At 63.8% G+C, this 15,790-nt stretch carries 13 protein-coding genes; 9 read left to right on the forward strand and 4 right to left on the reverse strand.

Annotated features, from left to right (window positions below; all coding sequences use genetic code 11):
- Positions 1-7: 7 nt before the first annotated feature.
- Positions 8-1,021: a carbohydrate ABC transporter permease gene (locus ACFRJ9_RS02130; RefSeq protein WP_377663918.1), complete on the reverse strand. Its 1,014-nt coding sequence runs from the start codon at positions 1,019-1,021 to the stop codon at positions 8-10.
- Entirely contained in the window at positions 1,018-2,358 is a 1,341-nt protein-coding gene (locus ACFRJ9_RS02135; protein WP_377663920.1) for an ABC transporter substrate-binding protein, read from the reverse strand. Before ACFRJ9_RS02135 ends, ACFRJ9_RS02130 begins: the two co-directional genes overlap by 4 nt.
- Positions 2,359-2,617: 259 nt before the next feature.
- Between ACFRJ9_RS02135 and ACFRJ9_RS02140 the strand changes: the two genes are divergently transcribed.
- Entirely contained in the window at positions 2,618-3,631 is a 1,014-nt protein-coding gene (locus ACFRJ9_RS02140) for a Gfo/Idh/MocA family protein (RefSeq protein ID WP_377663922.1), read from the forward strand.
- On the opposite strand, the gene ACFRJ9_RS02145 is transcribed toward ACFRJ9_RS02140, so the two are convergent.
- Entirely contained in the window at positions 3,628-5,127 is a 1,500-nt protein-coding gene (locus ACFRJ9_RS02145) for a sulfatase-like hydrolase/transferase (protein ID WP_377663924.1), read from the reverse strand. The two genes, ACFRJ9_RS02140 and ACFRJ9_RS02145, sit on opposite strands and share 4 nt — an antisense overlap.
- Positions 5,128-5,269: 142 nt before the next feature.
- On the opposite strand from ACFRJ9_RS02145, the gene ACFRJ9_RS02150 reads away from it, so the two are divergent.
- A complete protein-coding gene (locus ACFRJ9_RS02150; RefSeq protein ID WP_377663927.1) occupies positions 5,270-6,454 on the forward strand; it encodes a substrate-binding domain-containing protein in 1,185 nt (394 codons plus the stop codon).
- 70 nt (positions 6,455-6,524) lie between these two features.
- Here the strand turns inward: ACFRJ9_RS02150 and ACFRJ9_RS02155 are convergent, their stop codons facing one another.
- A complete protein-coding gene (locus ACFRJ9_RS02155; RefSeq protein ID WP_377663929.1) occupies positions 6,525-8,900 on the reverse strand; it encodes a polysaccharide lyase 8 family protein in 2,376 nt (791 codons plus the stop codon).
- A 231-nt stretch (positions 8,901-9,131) separates the two neighbouring features.
- Between ACFRJ9_RS02155 and ACFRJ9_RS02160 the strand changes: the two genes are divergently transcribed.
- From ACFRJ9_RS02160 to ACFRJ9_RS02190, 7 genes are all read left to right on the forward strand, one after another.
- Complete coding sequence (locus ACFRJ9_RS02160) at positions 9,132-9,719, forward strand: DinB family protein (protein WP_377663931.1); 588 nt, start codon at positions 9,132-9,134, stop codon at positions 9,717-9,719.
- Between the two features lie 65 nt (positions 9,720-9,784).
- On the forward strand, positions 9,785-10,765 hold the full coding sequence (locus ACFRJ9_RS02165; protein WP_377663933.1) for a phosphodiester glycosidase family protein: 981 nt from the start codon (positions 9,785-9,787) through the stop codon (positions 10,763-10,765).
- Positions 10,762-11,943 (forward strand): GtrA family protein, encoded by a 1,182-nt coding sequence (locus ACFRJ9_RS02170; RefSeq protein ID WP_377663935.1) that lies wholly within the window; start codon positions 10,762-10,764, stop codon positions 11,941-11,943. The genes ACFRJ9_RS02165 and ACFRJ9_RS02170 overlap by 4 nt, the downstream gene beginning before the upstream one ends.
- On the forward strand, positions 11,940-12,620 hold the full coding sequence (locus ACFRJ9_RS02175) for a DUF4956 domain-containing protein (RefSeq protein WP_377663937.1): 681 nt from the start codon (positions 11,940-11,942) through the stop codon (positions 12,618-12,620). The genes ACFRJ9_RS02170 and ACFRJ9_RS02175 overlap by 4 nt, the downstream gene beginning before the upstream one ends.
- Positions 12,617-13,405 carry a polyphosphate polymerase domain-containing protein gene (locus tag ACFRJ9_RS02180; RefSeq protein WP_377663939.1) on the forward strand — a complete coding sequence of 263 codons (789 nt, stop codon included), beginning with the start codon at positions 12,617-12,619 and terminating at the stop codon, positions 13,403-13,405. Before ACFRJ9_RS02175 ends, ACFRJ9_RS02180 begins: the two co-directional genes overlap by 4 nt.
- Positions 13,406-13,434: 29 nt before the next feature.
- Positions 13,435-15,006 (forward strand): carbohydrate-binding domain-containing protein, encoded by a 1,572-nt coding sequence (locus ACFRJ9_RS02185; RefSeq protein ID WP_377663941.1) that lies wholly within the window; start codon positions 13,435-13,437, stop codon positions 15,004-15,006.
- A gap of 274 nt (positions 15,007-15,280) precedes the next feature.
- Entirely contained in the window at positions 15,281-15,754 is a 474-nt protein-coding gene (locus ACFRJ9_RS02190) for a sensor histidine kinase (protein WP_377663943.1), read from the forward strand.
- Positions 15,755-15,790 lie beyond the last annotated feature (36 nt).

Consider the following 15,790-nt stretch of genomic DNA (forward strand, 5'->3'; position numbering starts at 1 on the left):
CATTCCTCTAGAACTCGACGGCGTCGCGGCGCATGGCGCGTCGCAGCAGGACAACCAGGACGGAGATCAGTGCCAGGGACAGCACTGCGGATGCCGTGGCAGCGCCATAGGCCGGCGTTGACTGTCCGGAGAAGGCATTGACGTAGGTGTACACGGCGGCAGTCCAGCTCTGCGTGGGCGGAACTCCTGCACCGGAGCTACCTCCGAAGACCCATACGATCTCGAAGATCTTTACTGACGAGATGGTCCACAGCACCGCACAGGTACCGAAAACATCCCAGGTCAGCGGCAGGATGACGTAGCGCAGCCGTTGGAAGGCAGTTGCGCCGGCCAGCGCACAGTCCTCGTAGTAGTAGGGCGGGATACGGTCGACGCCGGCCATCAGGATGGTGGTGAAGTAGCCCGTGGTGGTGCACACGAGGGTGACCATGATGAGCGGGAAGATGTTGTCCTGCGCAAGCCACTTTGGCGGATCTGTCACTCCGAGGGGAGCCAGGAGGCTGTTGACCATTCCTCCTGGATTGAAGATGAAGCCGGCGAGGACGCCGAACACCAAGGCGTTGATGAGGTGCGGGAAGAAGATGACGTTGCGGGCGATCTTCTTCCCGGCCATGTCCCTGAGCACCAGCGTCAAGGCGAAGGCCAGGATAAAGATCGCCGCCCCCACCACGAACAACAGAAGCAGCGTATTTCCGAAGGACGAGAGAAACAGCGGATCCCGGAAAATCCGGCCGTAGTTGTCCAGCCCGACGAACTTCATGGGTCCGGAGCCGGCCCACTTATGGAGGCTGATCCAGACGGCGCCTAGGGCCGGGACGATAAACAGGACCGTGTAGAGGACGAACGCCGGACCGACGAACGGAACCAACAGCTTCTTGCGCTGCACGTCAATGGAGCTTCCCCCGCCGCCGGTGCTGCGTGGCGAGCTGCGTTGCGACTTGCCCGGCGAGCCCGGATTCCGGGATGCCTGACCTTCCGGTCCAGCCTCGCCTGCCCGGGTTTCCTTCAGGCTCATGGTCATGACCCGTTGTCCTTCCAGTACTGGATCTGGGCGGCCTTCATCTTGGCGATGAACTCGGTGGCCGAGGTCTTGCCGAGGAACAGCTCGTCATCCTTGGGGAAGAAGACCTTCTCCATGTAGCCCGGGAACGTGACGCCGTCGTTCTGCAGGTGCGTTGCCGGTGCTGCGTCGATGGCAGCTTTGACGGATTCGACGGCGGGTGCAACCGGCGCGTCCGGCCGGACCGGAAGCACTTTGGCTTCCGTTCCGAGCGCGTCCTGGTATTTGGCGCTGAGCAGGAACGCAGCGAGCCGCTGGGCAGGTACCTGGTTCTTGGACTTGGCGGGAACTGCGAAACCGATGAAATCCACGCGGGCGCTGGCTGGTTTATCCCCTATCGACGGGAATTGGAAGGACGAGTAATCGAAGCCGGGAGCTGCGTACGTTCCCGTTTCCGTGGGTGTCCAGGACCCGTTGAGGATCAGGGCTGCGTCGCCGTTGGCCCACAACTGCTGCTGTGCGGGGAACTTGCTCGCGTTGTAGCCGCTGTTGAGGTAGCCGCCCTTGACCAGGGTCTCTACTTTCTGGGCAGCTTCGAGTACCGCGGGGTCGTCCCAACCTTCACCGGACTTGTCCTCAACAAGCGCCTTGAAACTGCCGGCTCCCTTGAGCCGGAGCATCGCGGTCACGAACCACGTGGAGTTGTAGCCCGCGATGTCACCGTCCGCGGCGATCGGAGCTGCGCCACTGGCTTTCAGCTTGTCCAGGACCTCAATGAACTCATCCCACGTCGCAGGGGGCTTGGCCTTGAGTTCGGGGTGCTTGGCGGCGTTGAACCATATGCCGTCAGAGCTGATGCTGTACGGCACCATCCACGGCTGGCCGTCTTCTCCCTTGAAGACACCATTGCTGGTGAACTTCTCCGGAATCAGTGAACTGACGGCTTTCCCGTCAACCTCGTACGAGTACACGGAAGTCAGCGGACTTGCCTGGCCGGTTTCGCCGATCACGGGGGCGAGCTTTGCGAGTGTGCCGTCCACGAGGTCCGGGACGTTATTGGTGTTCAACGCGGGAACGAGTTTTTCCGTGTTGCTGCGGCCTTGCCACTGGACGCTGACGGTGGCTCCGGTGTCCTTTTCGAAGTCGGCAATGGCTGCGGCGATGACTTTCTGCTGGGGCTCACCGTCCTTCCACATGGACCAGTAGTTGATGGTTTGCCCCGAAATGGAGCCGGAAATGTCTACGGCGTCGGCAGCGGTGGAGGCTTCGGTGGCTCCGCCGCAGGCAGCCGTGGACATAGCCAGGGCTGCACCGATCAGGACGGCCAGCGGGCGAAGATGACGGGCTGTTTTGCCCATGGGGATCACCTTTCAAGTGAGGGGGGAACCGGCCGGATGCGGTTCGGTGAGACGACTCTCACAGTTCCTGAAAGCAGGATTCAATGAGTACTTTCGAATGTTTCGGCAACTGTTCCGGAACTCCGCTTGCATCCACCGGACCCCGGCTGGCAGTTCACCCCGATTAGGCATTTATTCCTCCCTTTTGACTCCCCAACAATCAAGGTGATCTGCGCGGACCGGTGATGTCCGCGCTTCGGCTCCGAGCTAATGAGGAAAATTGATACGACTGGGAATCATCGGCGCGGGCGCCGTGGCACACTTCCACGCGGAATCGGCCGGGCGGATCAGCAATGTCCAACTGGCTGCGGTCTGCGATCTGCAACGGGATGCGGCAGACAGGGTGGCCTCACCACGGGGTGCCCGGATCTACACCGACTACCTGGCCATGTTCCGCGAAGCCGGCCTGGACGCCGTGATTATCAATACCCCGCACGCGCTGCACCTGGAGATGGTGCTGGCCGCTGCCGAACACGGCGTGCACGTCCTGGTGGAGAAGCCCATGGCCACCACCGTGGCCGATTGCGACCACATGATCCAGGCTTGCCGGGATGCCGGGGTGGCCCTGGTGATCGGGCAGATCCAGCATTTCCTGCCGGAGAAGCTGGCGGCCGAGGATGTGCTGGCCGGGGGCGAACTTGGCCGGGTCCTGATGATCCGCGACTACAGGACCACCGACTACCGCCCCGGAACCCGTCCGGACTGGTTCTTCAGCGAAGCCATGGCCGGTGGTGGTGCACTGATGAACATCGGCGGCCACTGCCTCGACCGGTCCATCTGGTTCGGCGGCGCACCTGTTGAATCCCTCAATGCTTCCACCCTGAAACGCTTCGGCGTTCCGGTGGAAACGGACGGGGCCATCTCGTTGACGCTCCGCAATGGCGTCCACGTCAGCGTCGTGGTTGTTTCCGACGCCGCCCAGCGCATGGACGAGGTCCTCATCGTGTGCGAGCGCGGCACTATTTCCTGCAGCCCGCATCACGGAACGCTGGTCCGCGCCAACGGCACCACACGTACTGTGTGGGAGCCGCTGCCGGAGGACATCCAAGAGGGCTTCTTCCTGCAGTTGCAGGACTTCATCAAAGTGCTCGACGGCGGCACACCGAAAGTCAGCGTGGACCACGCCCGGCACATCGTTGAAGTGGTCCTGGCGTCCTACGCGGCTGCCAGGACCGGAGAGACTGTGGTGCCAGATGGGATGAACGCCGAACTGACGCTCAGCGAAGTTCCCTAAGAGGAGCTGCCAGCTGCGCCCGCGCCGTCCCAATTGGGTGGAGTGAAAGCCCCCAGCGGGTCGACGAGCACGGGCGTTGTCTGGCCCGCCCCGGCCACCGGGAGCCCGCTGCCGTCCAGTCCTGGGGCGGCGTGGCGCTGGAACCATTCGTAAAGTTGCCTCCTCATACCGGCGACACGGACCGCGTGGGCCGTTTCGTGGACAAGGTTGTCCTGTTCGTTCGGGTCGGCCACAAGATCGTAAAGTTCGTGGGGACCATGCGGGTACCTGTGCACGTACTTCCATTCAGCGCTGCGGATCATCCGGACCGGGCCGTATTCGTCGTAGACCACGACGGCGCGTTCCCCGGCGGCGGCGGGCTGACCGCCGTCGTCGGGGTTCTTGAGGGCGCCTGTCGCAGTAGCGTCCGGGAGCGCGCGCAGCAGCACCGCGAAAGACTGTCCTGGCCCGCGTTCGAAAGGCCCGGCGTCCAGGCCTGCGAGTTCCAGCACGGTGGCGGCAACGTCGTAGGCGGACAGCAGTTCCGGCAGGACAACCCCTTCCTTGATCCGGCCCGGGAACGCGAAGATTGCAGGGACTTTGACCGAGGAGTCATAGACGTTCTGGGGGAATGTCCCGTTGCCCTTGCCCCATACGCCGTGATGGCCGCAGTTGAAGCCGTTGTCGCTGCTGAAGACCACGAGCGTGTCCTCCAGGATGTCCAGCTCTTCGAGACGGGACAGGACACTCCCGATGCCCGCGTCCATGGCACTGACCGCGGCGAAGTACCCCACCAACGCAGCGCGCACGTCCGCTTCGCCACCGATCGGGACGCCGTCCACTGTGGGGGTCCACGGGTGGAGCGGTTCCTGCGGGCAGCTGGTGAACCCGCAGTCCCTGTAGAGCTCCTCAAATTCGGGTGGGTGCTGCCCTTTCCATGGCTTGTGAGGGGCTGTGTAGTTGAGGGCCAGGAAGAAGGGTTCGGGTTCTTGCGAGGCCTCATTGATAAAGCCCAGGGCATCGCGGGTAATCGCGTCCGTCAAGTATTCGGTGACGAGTTCGCGGCGGCTGCTGCCGCCGTCGGACGTGTGCATCACTGACCGGTCATAAGGGCTGCCGCCACCCTCCAGCGCAAACCAATGGCTGAAGCCTTTCCTCGGAACGTCATTGGCGCCCAGGTGCCATTTGCCCGAAAGGCCGAGGCGGTAACCGGCGTCGGCGAGGTCATCCGTGAACAGCCGTTGGCCTTGCAGGAAGTCCACCGCGGCCGGCCCGGTTTCGACGCCCGCCAAGTAGTCGTGCACTCCGTGGCGCGAGGGAATATCCCCCGTCATGAGGCTGGCACGGGCCGGCGAGCAGACGGGCGAGACGCAGAAGAAGTTCTCCAGCCGCGTTCCGCGAGCGGCCAAGGCATCTAGGTGGGGCGTGCGGATCTCGGGGTTTCCGGCGCACCCCAAGGCCCAGGCGCCTTGGTCGTCGCTGAGAATGAAGATGATGTTGGGCTTGTGGTTGGGCACCCTTCATTGCTACTCAGCCTGGAGGCGAGGAATCAATGAGCATTCCCGAAATACTCAACAACTGCGTCAATTACTCTCTAAATACTCCCTAAATTCTGAGGCAAGATGGGAGGAATCATCAGTTCAGACGTGGAGTTGGATCATGCCAAGGAACAATCTCGAAGCGCTCCAGGCCGAGCCCGCCTCGTCGGCCATCCGGGACACCGCCAAGCAGAACCTGAAGTTCCAGAACCTCAGCGACAACCTTCGACGCGGCATCCTGGCCGGGACCTGGGCGGTAGGCACCAAGCTGCCTACCGAGCAGCAACTGTCCCTGGAAACCGGCCTCTCGCTGACTACGGTGCGGCGGGCGTTCGAGGACCTGGTGGACAAAGGGCTCGTGGTCCGGCGGCAGGGCGCCGGCAGTTTCGTGGCCGCGCCGCAGCGTTCGCAGAAGCGCTCCCGCTACGTGATCGGCGTCCTGCTGCCAGATACCCAGCTCTACTATCCGCAGGTCCTCCAGGGCATCGAGGAACACCTCTCCGCGCGCGGCGCGAGCCTGCAGCTTTCCACCTACCACTATGACTTCACCCGGGAGAACGCCAGCATCGACTTCCTGTTGGACGCCGGGGTGGACGGGCTCATCCTGGTGCCGACGCTGACCGGTTTGGACAACCCCCAACAGCGCGTTGCCGAGCTCATGGCCCTGCCCGTACCGGTTGTCCTGCTGGAGCGGAGCCTGGATGATTTGGGGCCAGGAGACCGGACCGAACACGTCTGTTCGGATCACCAGGGCGGAGCGTACGACGCCGTCATGCACCTTCACCGTTTGGGTCACCGAAAGATCGGGCTGCTGACACGGGCGAACGAGGCCGCACGCAGCAGCAACCCAACCCAGGCCGCCGTGATCGCAGGGTATGCGGCCGCCGTCGCGGCGTTGGGATTGAAGACCGACGGGCACGTCACCATGGCGTTCAGCGCCACCAAGCCGGAGTGGGAAGCCGACCAGGCCGAGCACATGTTCGAACTCCTGGCGGGGAGCGGTGCCACGGCGGCCTTGGTGTTCGGCGACAGGGAAGCTGCGCTGCTGGAAGGGGCCGCATCCCGCCGCGGGATCCGAGTGCCGGAAGATCTTGCGTTGGTTTCCTACGACGACGAGATGGCCGACCTCGCCCAGATCCCCCTCACCGCAGTCTCCCCCGCCAAGCACCGCCTCGGCGTCATGGCCGCCGACGTCCTGTTGCGCCGGTTGACCGAGGGCGATGCCTGCCCGCTGTACCAAGTCCGGTTGAGGCCAAGGATCGTGGTGCGTGACTCCTGCGGGGCCAAGTTGGTCCGGAACCTCTAGCGCGTTGTGAGGCCCGCTCTGCCCCCTATGGTGGCGAATTGCCACGCAGAACGGGCCCCGCAACGTTGCTCTAGCGGCGGAGCTTCACCATCCGTGTTTGGCCGGCAAGCCCCGCGGTGTCCAGCGTCAACGTTGTCTTGCCCGCGGCATCGGTCCCCAGCAAGGCACCGGCGCCTTCCAGCACGCTGGACCACGTCCCTTCCGGCAGCGTCAGGGTGATGCCTGCAGCCTTCTGCGTCGGTTCGCTGATGGCCAGGCTGAGCACATTGCCATGCCTGGAGAACACCACGCATGCCGGGCCCGAGGCGCCAAGGTCCCCTGCCGTTCCGGCTTTCCAGAAGGTTGCTGCCGTGGTCTTCCCGGCCTTGAACTCCACGGACTGGGCCGTGGAATCATTGCGGATCACCGAGTATTTGTTGCCCTTTGCGAGCCTTTGGCAATCATTTACCGAGGCACCCGGGGCCACTACGTAGGCGTAGTCCTTGGCGCCGGCACCCGCACCGTGGTCCAGGTAGATCGTGGCGAAATTCCGCTGCTTGACAGTGGTGCTGCCGTTGATATTCACTCCCGACCAGCTTCCTGAGCGGCTCTCCCGGAGTACTGTCAGCGGGGAGGAGTCCAGGACCGCGTAGCCGCCGAACCCTTCCAGGTGGACCCAGCGATCGTCGCTGAGAACCACAGCGTTCCCGGCCGTTGCCGCGATGGTGCCCGACGCCGTCGTGAGTGTATTGCTGCCTTGGTGGAGATTGCGGTGGTCAAGGATGGTTTCCACCGTGGCTCCCGAGCCGGTGGTGATGTCGGCGCCGAGGCAGACGGTGACCTCGCCGCTGACGAACCAGGACTTCCGGGCCGACAGGCCTGTGCGGCCCGGTCCCACCAGATGTTGTCCGACGGCGGCAACCTCACCTAGCGCGGTGGAGCCTGTCCATTCGTTCGCGGGGACGGCGGCCCCCCATTCGCCTTCCACCTTGTCCGGCAGGGGTGTGGTGTCCACGGTGGTCCCGGGCAGGCGGTTGTAGTTGGCCGTCGCCCAGAAGGCGTCATCGTATTGGCCGAGGTCTGCTGTATAGAAGTAGGTCATGCCGGACCCTGTGTGATAGCCCCGGTTGTTTTCCCCGTTGCCGCATTCGTACCAGGCGATGCGGTTGCTGGCCATGGAGAGCGCCAACGCCCAACCGCTCCCCCGGTGCATGGTGCGGTCCATCGACGGGAAGAGCCGGTGGCCGGGAGCTTCCGCCACCGGCGTCACGCCGGCCGCCAGCAACTCTTTCACCAGGGCCGTACGGGGCACGCTGGCTCCGGCGAGGATGGGGCGGTAGGTATTGCGGGTGATCCACCCGGCGCAGAGACCCCGCCATCGGGCGGCCGTGGCGCTGTCCATGGCACGGGCCAGGAGCAAGATGGCCTCGATGCTGGTGGCCGCGAGGTCGTGGCCGGTGTTCGCTTCACGGCTGATGCTCCGGCCCCGGACCGAATCTGCCATGGCGCCGTTCACTATCAGCGGTGCAAAGGATCCCTCTACGGCATCAAAGAAGATGCTGCGCGATGGGTCTGTGACTTCGAAACCCGTACCGCCAAGCAGTGCGAACAGTTTGGACAGCCCATTGAGCAGCACCACTCCGTACGAGCCCGTGTAAGGCGTGGTGCTGTGCTGGATGAAGGAGCCGTCCCGGAAGATGCCATCCCCGCTGGTGACGTACTGCCATACCTGGCTCAACCCGGCGATGGCGTGCTGAAGCTTGGCGGTGTCTTCTCCGGCCAGGGACCGGATGATGATTCCCTGGCACAGGTCTACGCGGTTTGCGCCCACGGACGTGATCTTGCCGCGCTTGGGCGGGAACTGCAGCCACGGATCTGGGACAAAGTGGTCAATTGCCGCCGAGTAGGCCTGGATCTCGGCGGCGGACAGTTCGCCGTGAAGCAAGACCATCGCATCAGCCAAGGCCCGGGGCACGCCGATTTCCCATGACCACCAGTTGCCTGCCTCTTCCTTGGCGTCGTTGTAGCAAAGGGCGTTCGCATCAGCCAGGCCGGCTTTGATGTCCGCCAGCACTGCGGCATCCCCGAACACTGCCGCCGTAGGCGTGGCCCAGGCCGTGGCGAGCTGGGACAGGCGCGTGTAGGTGGTGACCATGTCCGCGTCCTTCGCGAACGACAAATCCGTGAAAACCGACGTCCGGGCGGGCTCACGGTTGAGCTTGGCCAGTGAGTCGGCCGCCTTCTTGTTCAGTGCCGTCACGGCATTGGCGAAGTCCGCGTCCCCGGCCTGGATGACGGTGCGGCCGGTGATCTGGTCCACCCAGCGGTTTCGCAACGCTGCGAATTCCGCGGCACCGGGTTCTTCGGATGCCCACGAAGTCTGGGCGAACATGGAGCTCACCATGGCCGCAAGCGAAAGAGCGCCGGCGCCCTGAAGCAGGGTCCTGCGCGGGAATTGTAGTGACAAGGAGTTGCTCCTAACACTGGTGGATGGGCTTAGTCCGGCATCCTTTGGCCGGGCCCTCCACTGGCTTGCGTTGTAGTCAACGCGAGCTGGAAAGGAGGAATAAAGCAGTACCGCCAAATCGCGGGAAACGTGCAAGGACCCCGGGAACGCTGCCACGTCGCTGGAGCGTTCCGGCGATCCCGCGTTGTTCCCGCGATCTGGTTGTCGGTCGCCTTCGATAGAGTGCAAGGCATGGATGACAAAGCAACGTTGCTCAGCTACTTGCGGCTCCGCAGGGCGGATCTCCTCGGCAAACTGGACGGGCTGACCGAGTACGATGCCCGACGCCCCATGACTCCCACGGGAACCAACTTGTTGGGCCTGGTGAAGCATGTGGCCAGCGTGGAGCTGGGGTATTTTGGCGAGACATTCGGACGTCCGAGCGGGCTGGACTTGGCGTGGTTGGAATCATCCGCTGAGCGCGATGCCGACATGTGGGTGCCGGCCTCGGAGAGCCGCGCACAGATCATCGAACTGCACCACTTCTCCGCCAAGCACAGCGACGAGACCATCGAGTCCCTGCCATTGGACGCACCGGGCATCGTGCCCTGGTGGTCGGAGGACAAACACAATGTGACGCTCCACCGAATCCTTGTACACATGTGCGTTGAGACCGCCCGCCACGCCGGGCACGCAGATATCATTCGGGAGCTCATCGACGGCTCAGCGGGACAGAGACCGGGCGATCCCAACGTCTCGCCCCGCACGTCGGAGGAGTGGGCGGCACACCGATACCGCATTGAGGAAGCCGCACTGGAAGCCGGTCACAGCAATGGCTGAACCTTCACAGCCCACGCATATGCGGGGCAAACCTCCGGCGTAGCCTCGCTCCGTAGAAATGGAGCATGACTCCTCAACAGACAGAACACCGTAAGGGCGGCCGGACACGGCGCGCCGTGATCTCCGCCGTTCTGGCGGTCACTCTCTCTGCCGGGGGTGCCGCAGCCTGGGCACTCGACCGCTTCGTGATCCCGCACGCACAAATCACCAACGTCTCGGAGTACGAAGCCAGCCAGGCCGGAACAACCACGACGTCGGATGAGACTTCCGCTGACACGTCGGCGAGCGCCGTAGTCACCGACACTTCCTACACCTCCGGCGACACCAGCGTCACCATCTCCACGGTGACCACAGGCAGCGGCGACGATACCGTTACCTACTACGTTGCCGACGTCGTGCTTGATGACGCCACCACGCTGAAGTCCGCGTTCGCCGAGGATACGTACGGCGAGAACATCACGGAAAACACCTCCGCGATCGCCCAGGACCACAACGCGATCTTCGCCGTCAACGGTGACTACTACGGTTTCCGGGACACGGGCATAGTGATCCGCAACGGTGTGGTGTACAGGGACGAAGGCGCGCGGCAGGGCCTGGCGTTCTACACGGACGGCACTGTCAAGGTCTACGACGAGACCACCACTACCGCTGAGCAGTTGATCGCCGACGGCGTGTGGAACACCCTCTCGTTCGGGCCTTCCCTGCTGGACAACGGCGAGATCGCGGCCGGCATCGAGGACATCGAGGTGGATACGAATTTCGGCAACCACTCCATCCAGGGCGAGCAGCCGCGAACGGCCATCGGGGTGATCGACCAGAACCACCTGGTGTTCGTGGTGGTGGACGGCCGCAGCCCCGGCTACAGCGCCGGCGTCACCATGACCGGCCTCGCCCAGATCATGAAGGACCTTGGGGCCACCACCGCGTACAACATCGACGGCGGCGGCTCGTCCACCATGTACTTCAACGGGTCCTTGGTGAACAATCCGCTCGGCGAAAACAAAGAGCGCGGCACCTCCGACATCCTCTACATCGCCCAGTCATGATCATCCTGATACCGGCCTACGAGCCGGACCACCAGCTCATCAATCTTGTCCTCACCATCCAGCAAGCCGATCCGTGGCTGAGCATCGTGGTGGTGGATGACGGCTCCGGACCGGACTACCAGGACACGTTCGACGCCGTCGAGGGGCTTGGGTGCCATGTGCTCAGCTACGCCGTGAACGGCGGCAAGGGGCACGCGCTCAAGAGCGGCTTCGCGTTCATCGCCGAGCGGTTCCCCGGCCACGACGTCGTGTGTGCCGACAGCGATGGACAGCATGGCGTGGCGGACATCTTGGCCGTTGGCGACCGCGTGCGGGCCGTCACGGCGTCCATGGTTCTCGGCAGCCGGGCCTTCACCGGCGACGTTCCGGCCCGGAGCAGGTTCGGCAACTCAGTGACCCGATGGTTGTACCGGCTCGCCACAGGGCAACGGATTTCCGATACGCAAACGGGGTTGCGGGGCTACAAAGCGGACATGATCCCCTGGTTGCTGAGCGTCCGGGGCCAGCGGTACGAGTACGAGCTGAACCTGTTGCTCGAGGCGAAGCAGGCCGGCTACGGGATCGAAAGCGTCGGGATCGCCACCGTGTACCTGAATGACAATGCCGGCTCCCACTTCCGGCCGGTGGCTGACTCCATCCGGATCTACGCACCGTTGCTGAAGTTCCTCGGATCGTCCTTCTCAGCCTTTCTGGTGGACATGGTGATGTTCATGGTCCTGATCGGGCTCACGGATTCGCTGCTGGTTGCGGTGCTCGGAGCCAGGGCCGTCAGTGCTGCAGTGAACTTCATGGTCAACCGCCGGCTGGTGTTCGAGCACGGCAGGGACACATCCCTGCGCTCAGCCGCCACAGGTTACGTGGCCCTGGTCCTGGTCCTGCTGGCCGCCAACTACACCGCCATTTGGGCACTCACATCGATATCCGTTCCGGACTTGCCCGCCAAACTCCTCACCGAGGCAGCGTTGCTGGGCATCAGCTATGCAGTGCAGCACCGTTTCCTGTTCGCCCGCAAGACCCGCGCCTATGAGGCCGTGCCCACGACGCCGGTGACTGCGCTCGCAACCGAACCGGCCGCCGTCGAAAGTCATATCCCAGCCTTGGTCCCGACACAGTTTCAGCACAGCTGGACCGGGAATCGTGGAAACCAGCCCACCAACAGATTCCGGAGAATCCGATGAACACCATCATCCTCATGGCCGCGGACCTAGCCGCCATCACCATCCTGACGCTCGCCCTCTACCTCCGCCGGCACCGGCGCCGTGACCTCGTGGTTTCCTACCTCGGCATGAACGTTGGCGTCCTGGCCGTGGCCACTGCGTTGTCGGGTTCGGCCGCGGGTGTCGGCTTGGGACTTGGCCTGTTCGGTGTTCTTTCCATCATCCGGCTCCGGTCGACCGAGCTTGCCCAGCATGAGGTTGCCTACTACTTCTCCGCACTGGCCCTGGGTTTGATTGCGGGCATCGGCGTCGAGCCGCTCTGGCTGACGCTGTCCCTCATGGCATTGGTCCTCCTGGTGATGTTCGTGGGCGACAACCCCCGGGTGCTTCCTGCGTACCGCCACCAGACAGTGGTGCTGGACCGGGCCATCAACAGCGAACCCGAGCTGTATGCCAGGCTCGAGGAAGTCCTCAACGGCACCGTCCACTCGGCCACCATCCAAGAGCTGGACCTGGTGAACGACAAGACGATTGTGGATGTCCGGTATGCGGTACGCCCGCCCCAGCCCCGGCACTCGCAGCTTGGTTTCGACCAGCCGGCAGGCGCGCTGACCCCGGCGCCGCAGGAACTGCCCGTACAGTCCCAGCACGCGGTACAGTCCCAGCCGTCCCTGCCTACCTCGGCCGGTGTAGCGTGAGCCGCGTCGACGCCGAACCGATCATCCCGCAGCTGAGCCAACTGCCCGCCGTCGGGCTTGAAGAACTCACCACGGAAGCCGCATTGCTGACTCGGGTAGACCGCAAGTATCTTGTGCCGTCGGCCACGGCGAGGCGGATACTGTCCACCTTCAGCAGTGAGGCCCGCGTCCTTGAAATGGACGGGAACCGTACGTTCGACTACGACTCCGTCTACTTCGATACCCCCGAATTGGACAGTTACATGCTGGCCGCCCACGGCCGACGCCGGAGGTTCAAGATCCGCACACGAACCTACGTGGACAGCGCCGTGAGCTTCCTCGAGGTCAAGACCGAAGGCGCACGCGAGGCCACCGTCAAGGAACGGATTCCCTACGAGCTGTGCGACCGCGACCGCTTGACCGACGAAGGGCTGGCATACGTCAATGAGACGCTCACTGCAGCGATCGGCGACGTCACGTTCGGCACGCTGCAGCCAGTCCTGTCCACCCGCTACGACCGCACCACTTTGTACCTCCCCGAGTCCGGGAGCCGCGCCACCATTGATTCAGAGGTCACATGGCAACGGCCGGATGGCCAGCCATGGGTCCTTGATGGCGCCGTGGTGGTGGAGACGAAATCCGGTTCCGCACCCGGCCCACTGGACAGGCATTTGTGGGCAAACGGTGTCCGGCCGAGCCGCATCTCCAAGTTCGCCACTGGCATGGCGGCCCTCCATCCCGAGCTGCCTGCCAACCGCTGGAACCAAACACTTCGGCGCCGTATGCCGCTGCGCCCCATCCACTGACTTTCCCTCCACAGACCAAGGAATCAACCATGCGCTCCTTCCGCACGTCCCTTTCCGTTGCCGCCGTCGCCCTGGCTATCTCCCTGGCCGGCTGCTCCACCGCCGCCACGAGCTCCACATCCACCGGGACCACGGGCACGTCCACCACCACAACCACCCAGCAGGCCGTCACCGCCGCCACCATCGAGGAAGACACCCACTACGACAGCGACGACCTCACGTGGGACGCCGCTTCCGAGGTGGCAATCAGCCTGTCCGACGGCGGCAGCAAAGTGACGTCGTCGTCCTCCACCGGTGTGGCGGTTGACGGCAACACCGTCACTATCAGCGCTGCCGGAACCTACCGCCTCAGCGGATCACTGAGCGACGGGCAGATCGTGGTGGCCGCTGGAGACTCGGACACGGTCCGGATCATCCTGGACGGCGTGGAGCTGGGCAATTCGACCGGTTCCCCGTTCGTGGTCCAGAGCGCCGATGAAGCGATCGTGTACTTGGAGGACGGCAGCACCAACACGCTGACCGATGCCACCGCCTACTCGGACCAAGGCGACGACGCCCCTAACGCCGCCCTCTATTCCATGGCTGACCTGACCATCGCCGGCCCGGGTTCCTTGAACGTCAACGGCAAGTACAACGACGGCATCGTCTCCAAGGACGGCCTGGTGCTGGCATCGGGCAAGGTGACGGTAGACGCAGTGGACGACGGCATCCGCGGCAAGGACTACACAGTCCTCCTGGACGGCGCGTACCAGGTGACCGCCGGCGGGGACGGCGTCAAGGCTGACAACGAGACGGACGAAGGCCGGGGATGGCTCCTGGTCAGCGGCGGAGCCCTCACTGTCAACGTCGGCGACGACGGCGTGAAGGCCTTCAACACGCTATCCGTCAAGGGCGGAACAGTCACCATTGCCAAGTCCGAGGAAGGCCTCGAAGCCCAGCACATCCTGATTTCCGGTGGCGACACCTCGGTTACTTCCAACGATGACGGCGTCAACGCGTCCGGCGGTTCATCAACCAGCACTGACACCGGTGCCGCCCCGGGCGGCGGAATGGGAGGCGGTATGGGTGGCGGCGAGACCGTTGGCGACTACACCGTGGAAGTTTCGGGCGGCACCCTGACCATCAATTCACAGGGCGACGGACTGGACTCCAACGGAAATGCCACCATCTCCGGCGGCACCGTTGTAGTCAACGGACCCACCAACGATGGCAACGGCGCACTCGACGTGAATGGTGAGCTCACAGTTTCTGGTGGCACCGTGGCGGCAGCCGGCAGCGCCGGAATGGCCGTGACACCGGGAACGTCGTCAACGCAGTCCGGTGTGCAGGTGGCCTTCAACTCATCCGTGGGTGCTGGAACTCCGGTCCACGTTGTTGACTCGTCCGGGGCCGTGGTTGCCACGTTCGTGACCACCAAGACCATTGCATCCCTGGTGTTCTCGTCCTCGGCGATCACTGCGGGCCAGAGCTACACGGTCTACACGGGCGGCAGCGCCGACGCGAAGGCCGGACTGACTACCGGTTCCATCGACGGTGCAGAGGAACAGGGCACCGTGACCGCGGGCCAGTACACCCAGGCACAGGGGCCGGGCCGCCGCTAGATTTCTCCCTGCTGGATCATTCGGCACGTCGCACTGCTGGGCACCCGGGAATCCGGGTTTCCGGTGGGAGACCGGCCGGATGATCCAGCAGAATCTCCGTGCGCACCACGCCTCACCACGCAACACAAGGCGACTCCGCAAACTTGATGGGAAATTGAGCCAATCGAAAAGGTTCCTTGATATTGCGGCGCCACGCTGGAAGCAGACGAAGCACCAATCCACCAGGGATTTGGCGTCGAATATTCAGCAAGAACACAATGAGGTGGGGGTAGCAATGGACCAGTCAGCAGCCCTAAGCGAGGTGGTGTCCGTCAAGGGCATCATCCAGGATCAGCACCCCGTGGATTTCCACGCCCTGGGTGTGGCCGGGTGCATCGACAGGCTCGCAGCGCCCCTCCGACGTGCAGGTGTGACAGTCAATTGGTACACGCCCCACCATGGCATCGAGATCTCTTCCGCCGCCGCGGCGCTCCTCTACCACGTGGCGCAGGAAACCTTCAGCAATACCTTGAACTACGCCGAGGCCAGCGAGCTTACCGTCCGCCTCAACGCCGTTTACCACGGCATCCAGCTCACCATCACAGATGACGGCGATGGTTTCGAAATCCACGCCGCACCCAGTGGCCGGCGGCATGGCTTCGGATTGCTGCTGATGTCGATCGCAGTGCACGACGCCGGCGGCACAGTCGAGATCGACTCCACCGTTGGGCGGGGCACCAGTGTGAGGGTCACGCTGCCGCTGGATTGAGTCCGAGTTGGGACCATTTCCGGCTCCCAAACCATG

It is taken from the genome of Paenarthrobacter sp. NPDC056912 (assembly GCF_042786555.1).
Classification (GTDB): Bacteria; Actinomycetota; Actinomycetes; order Actinomycetales; family Micrococcaceae; genus Arthrobacter.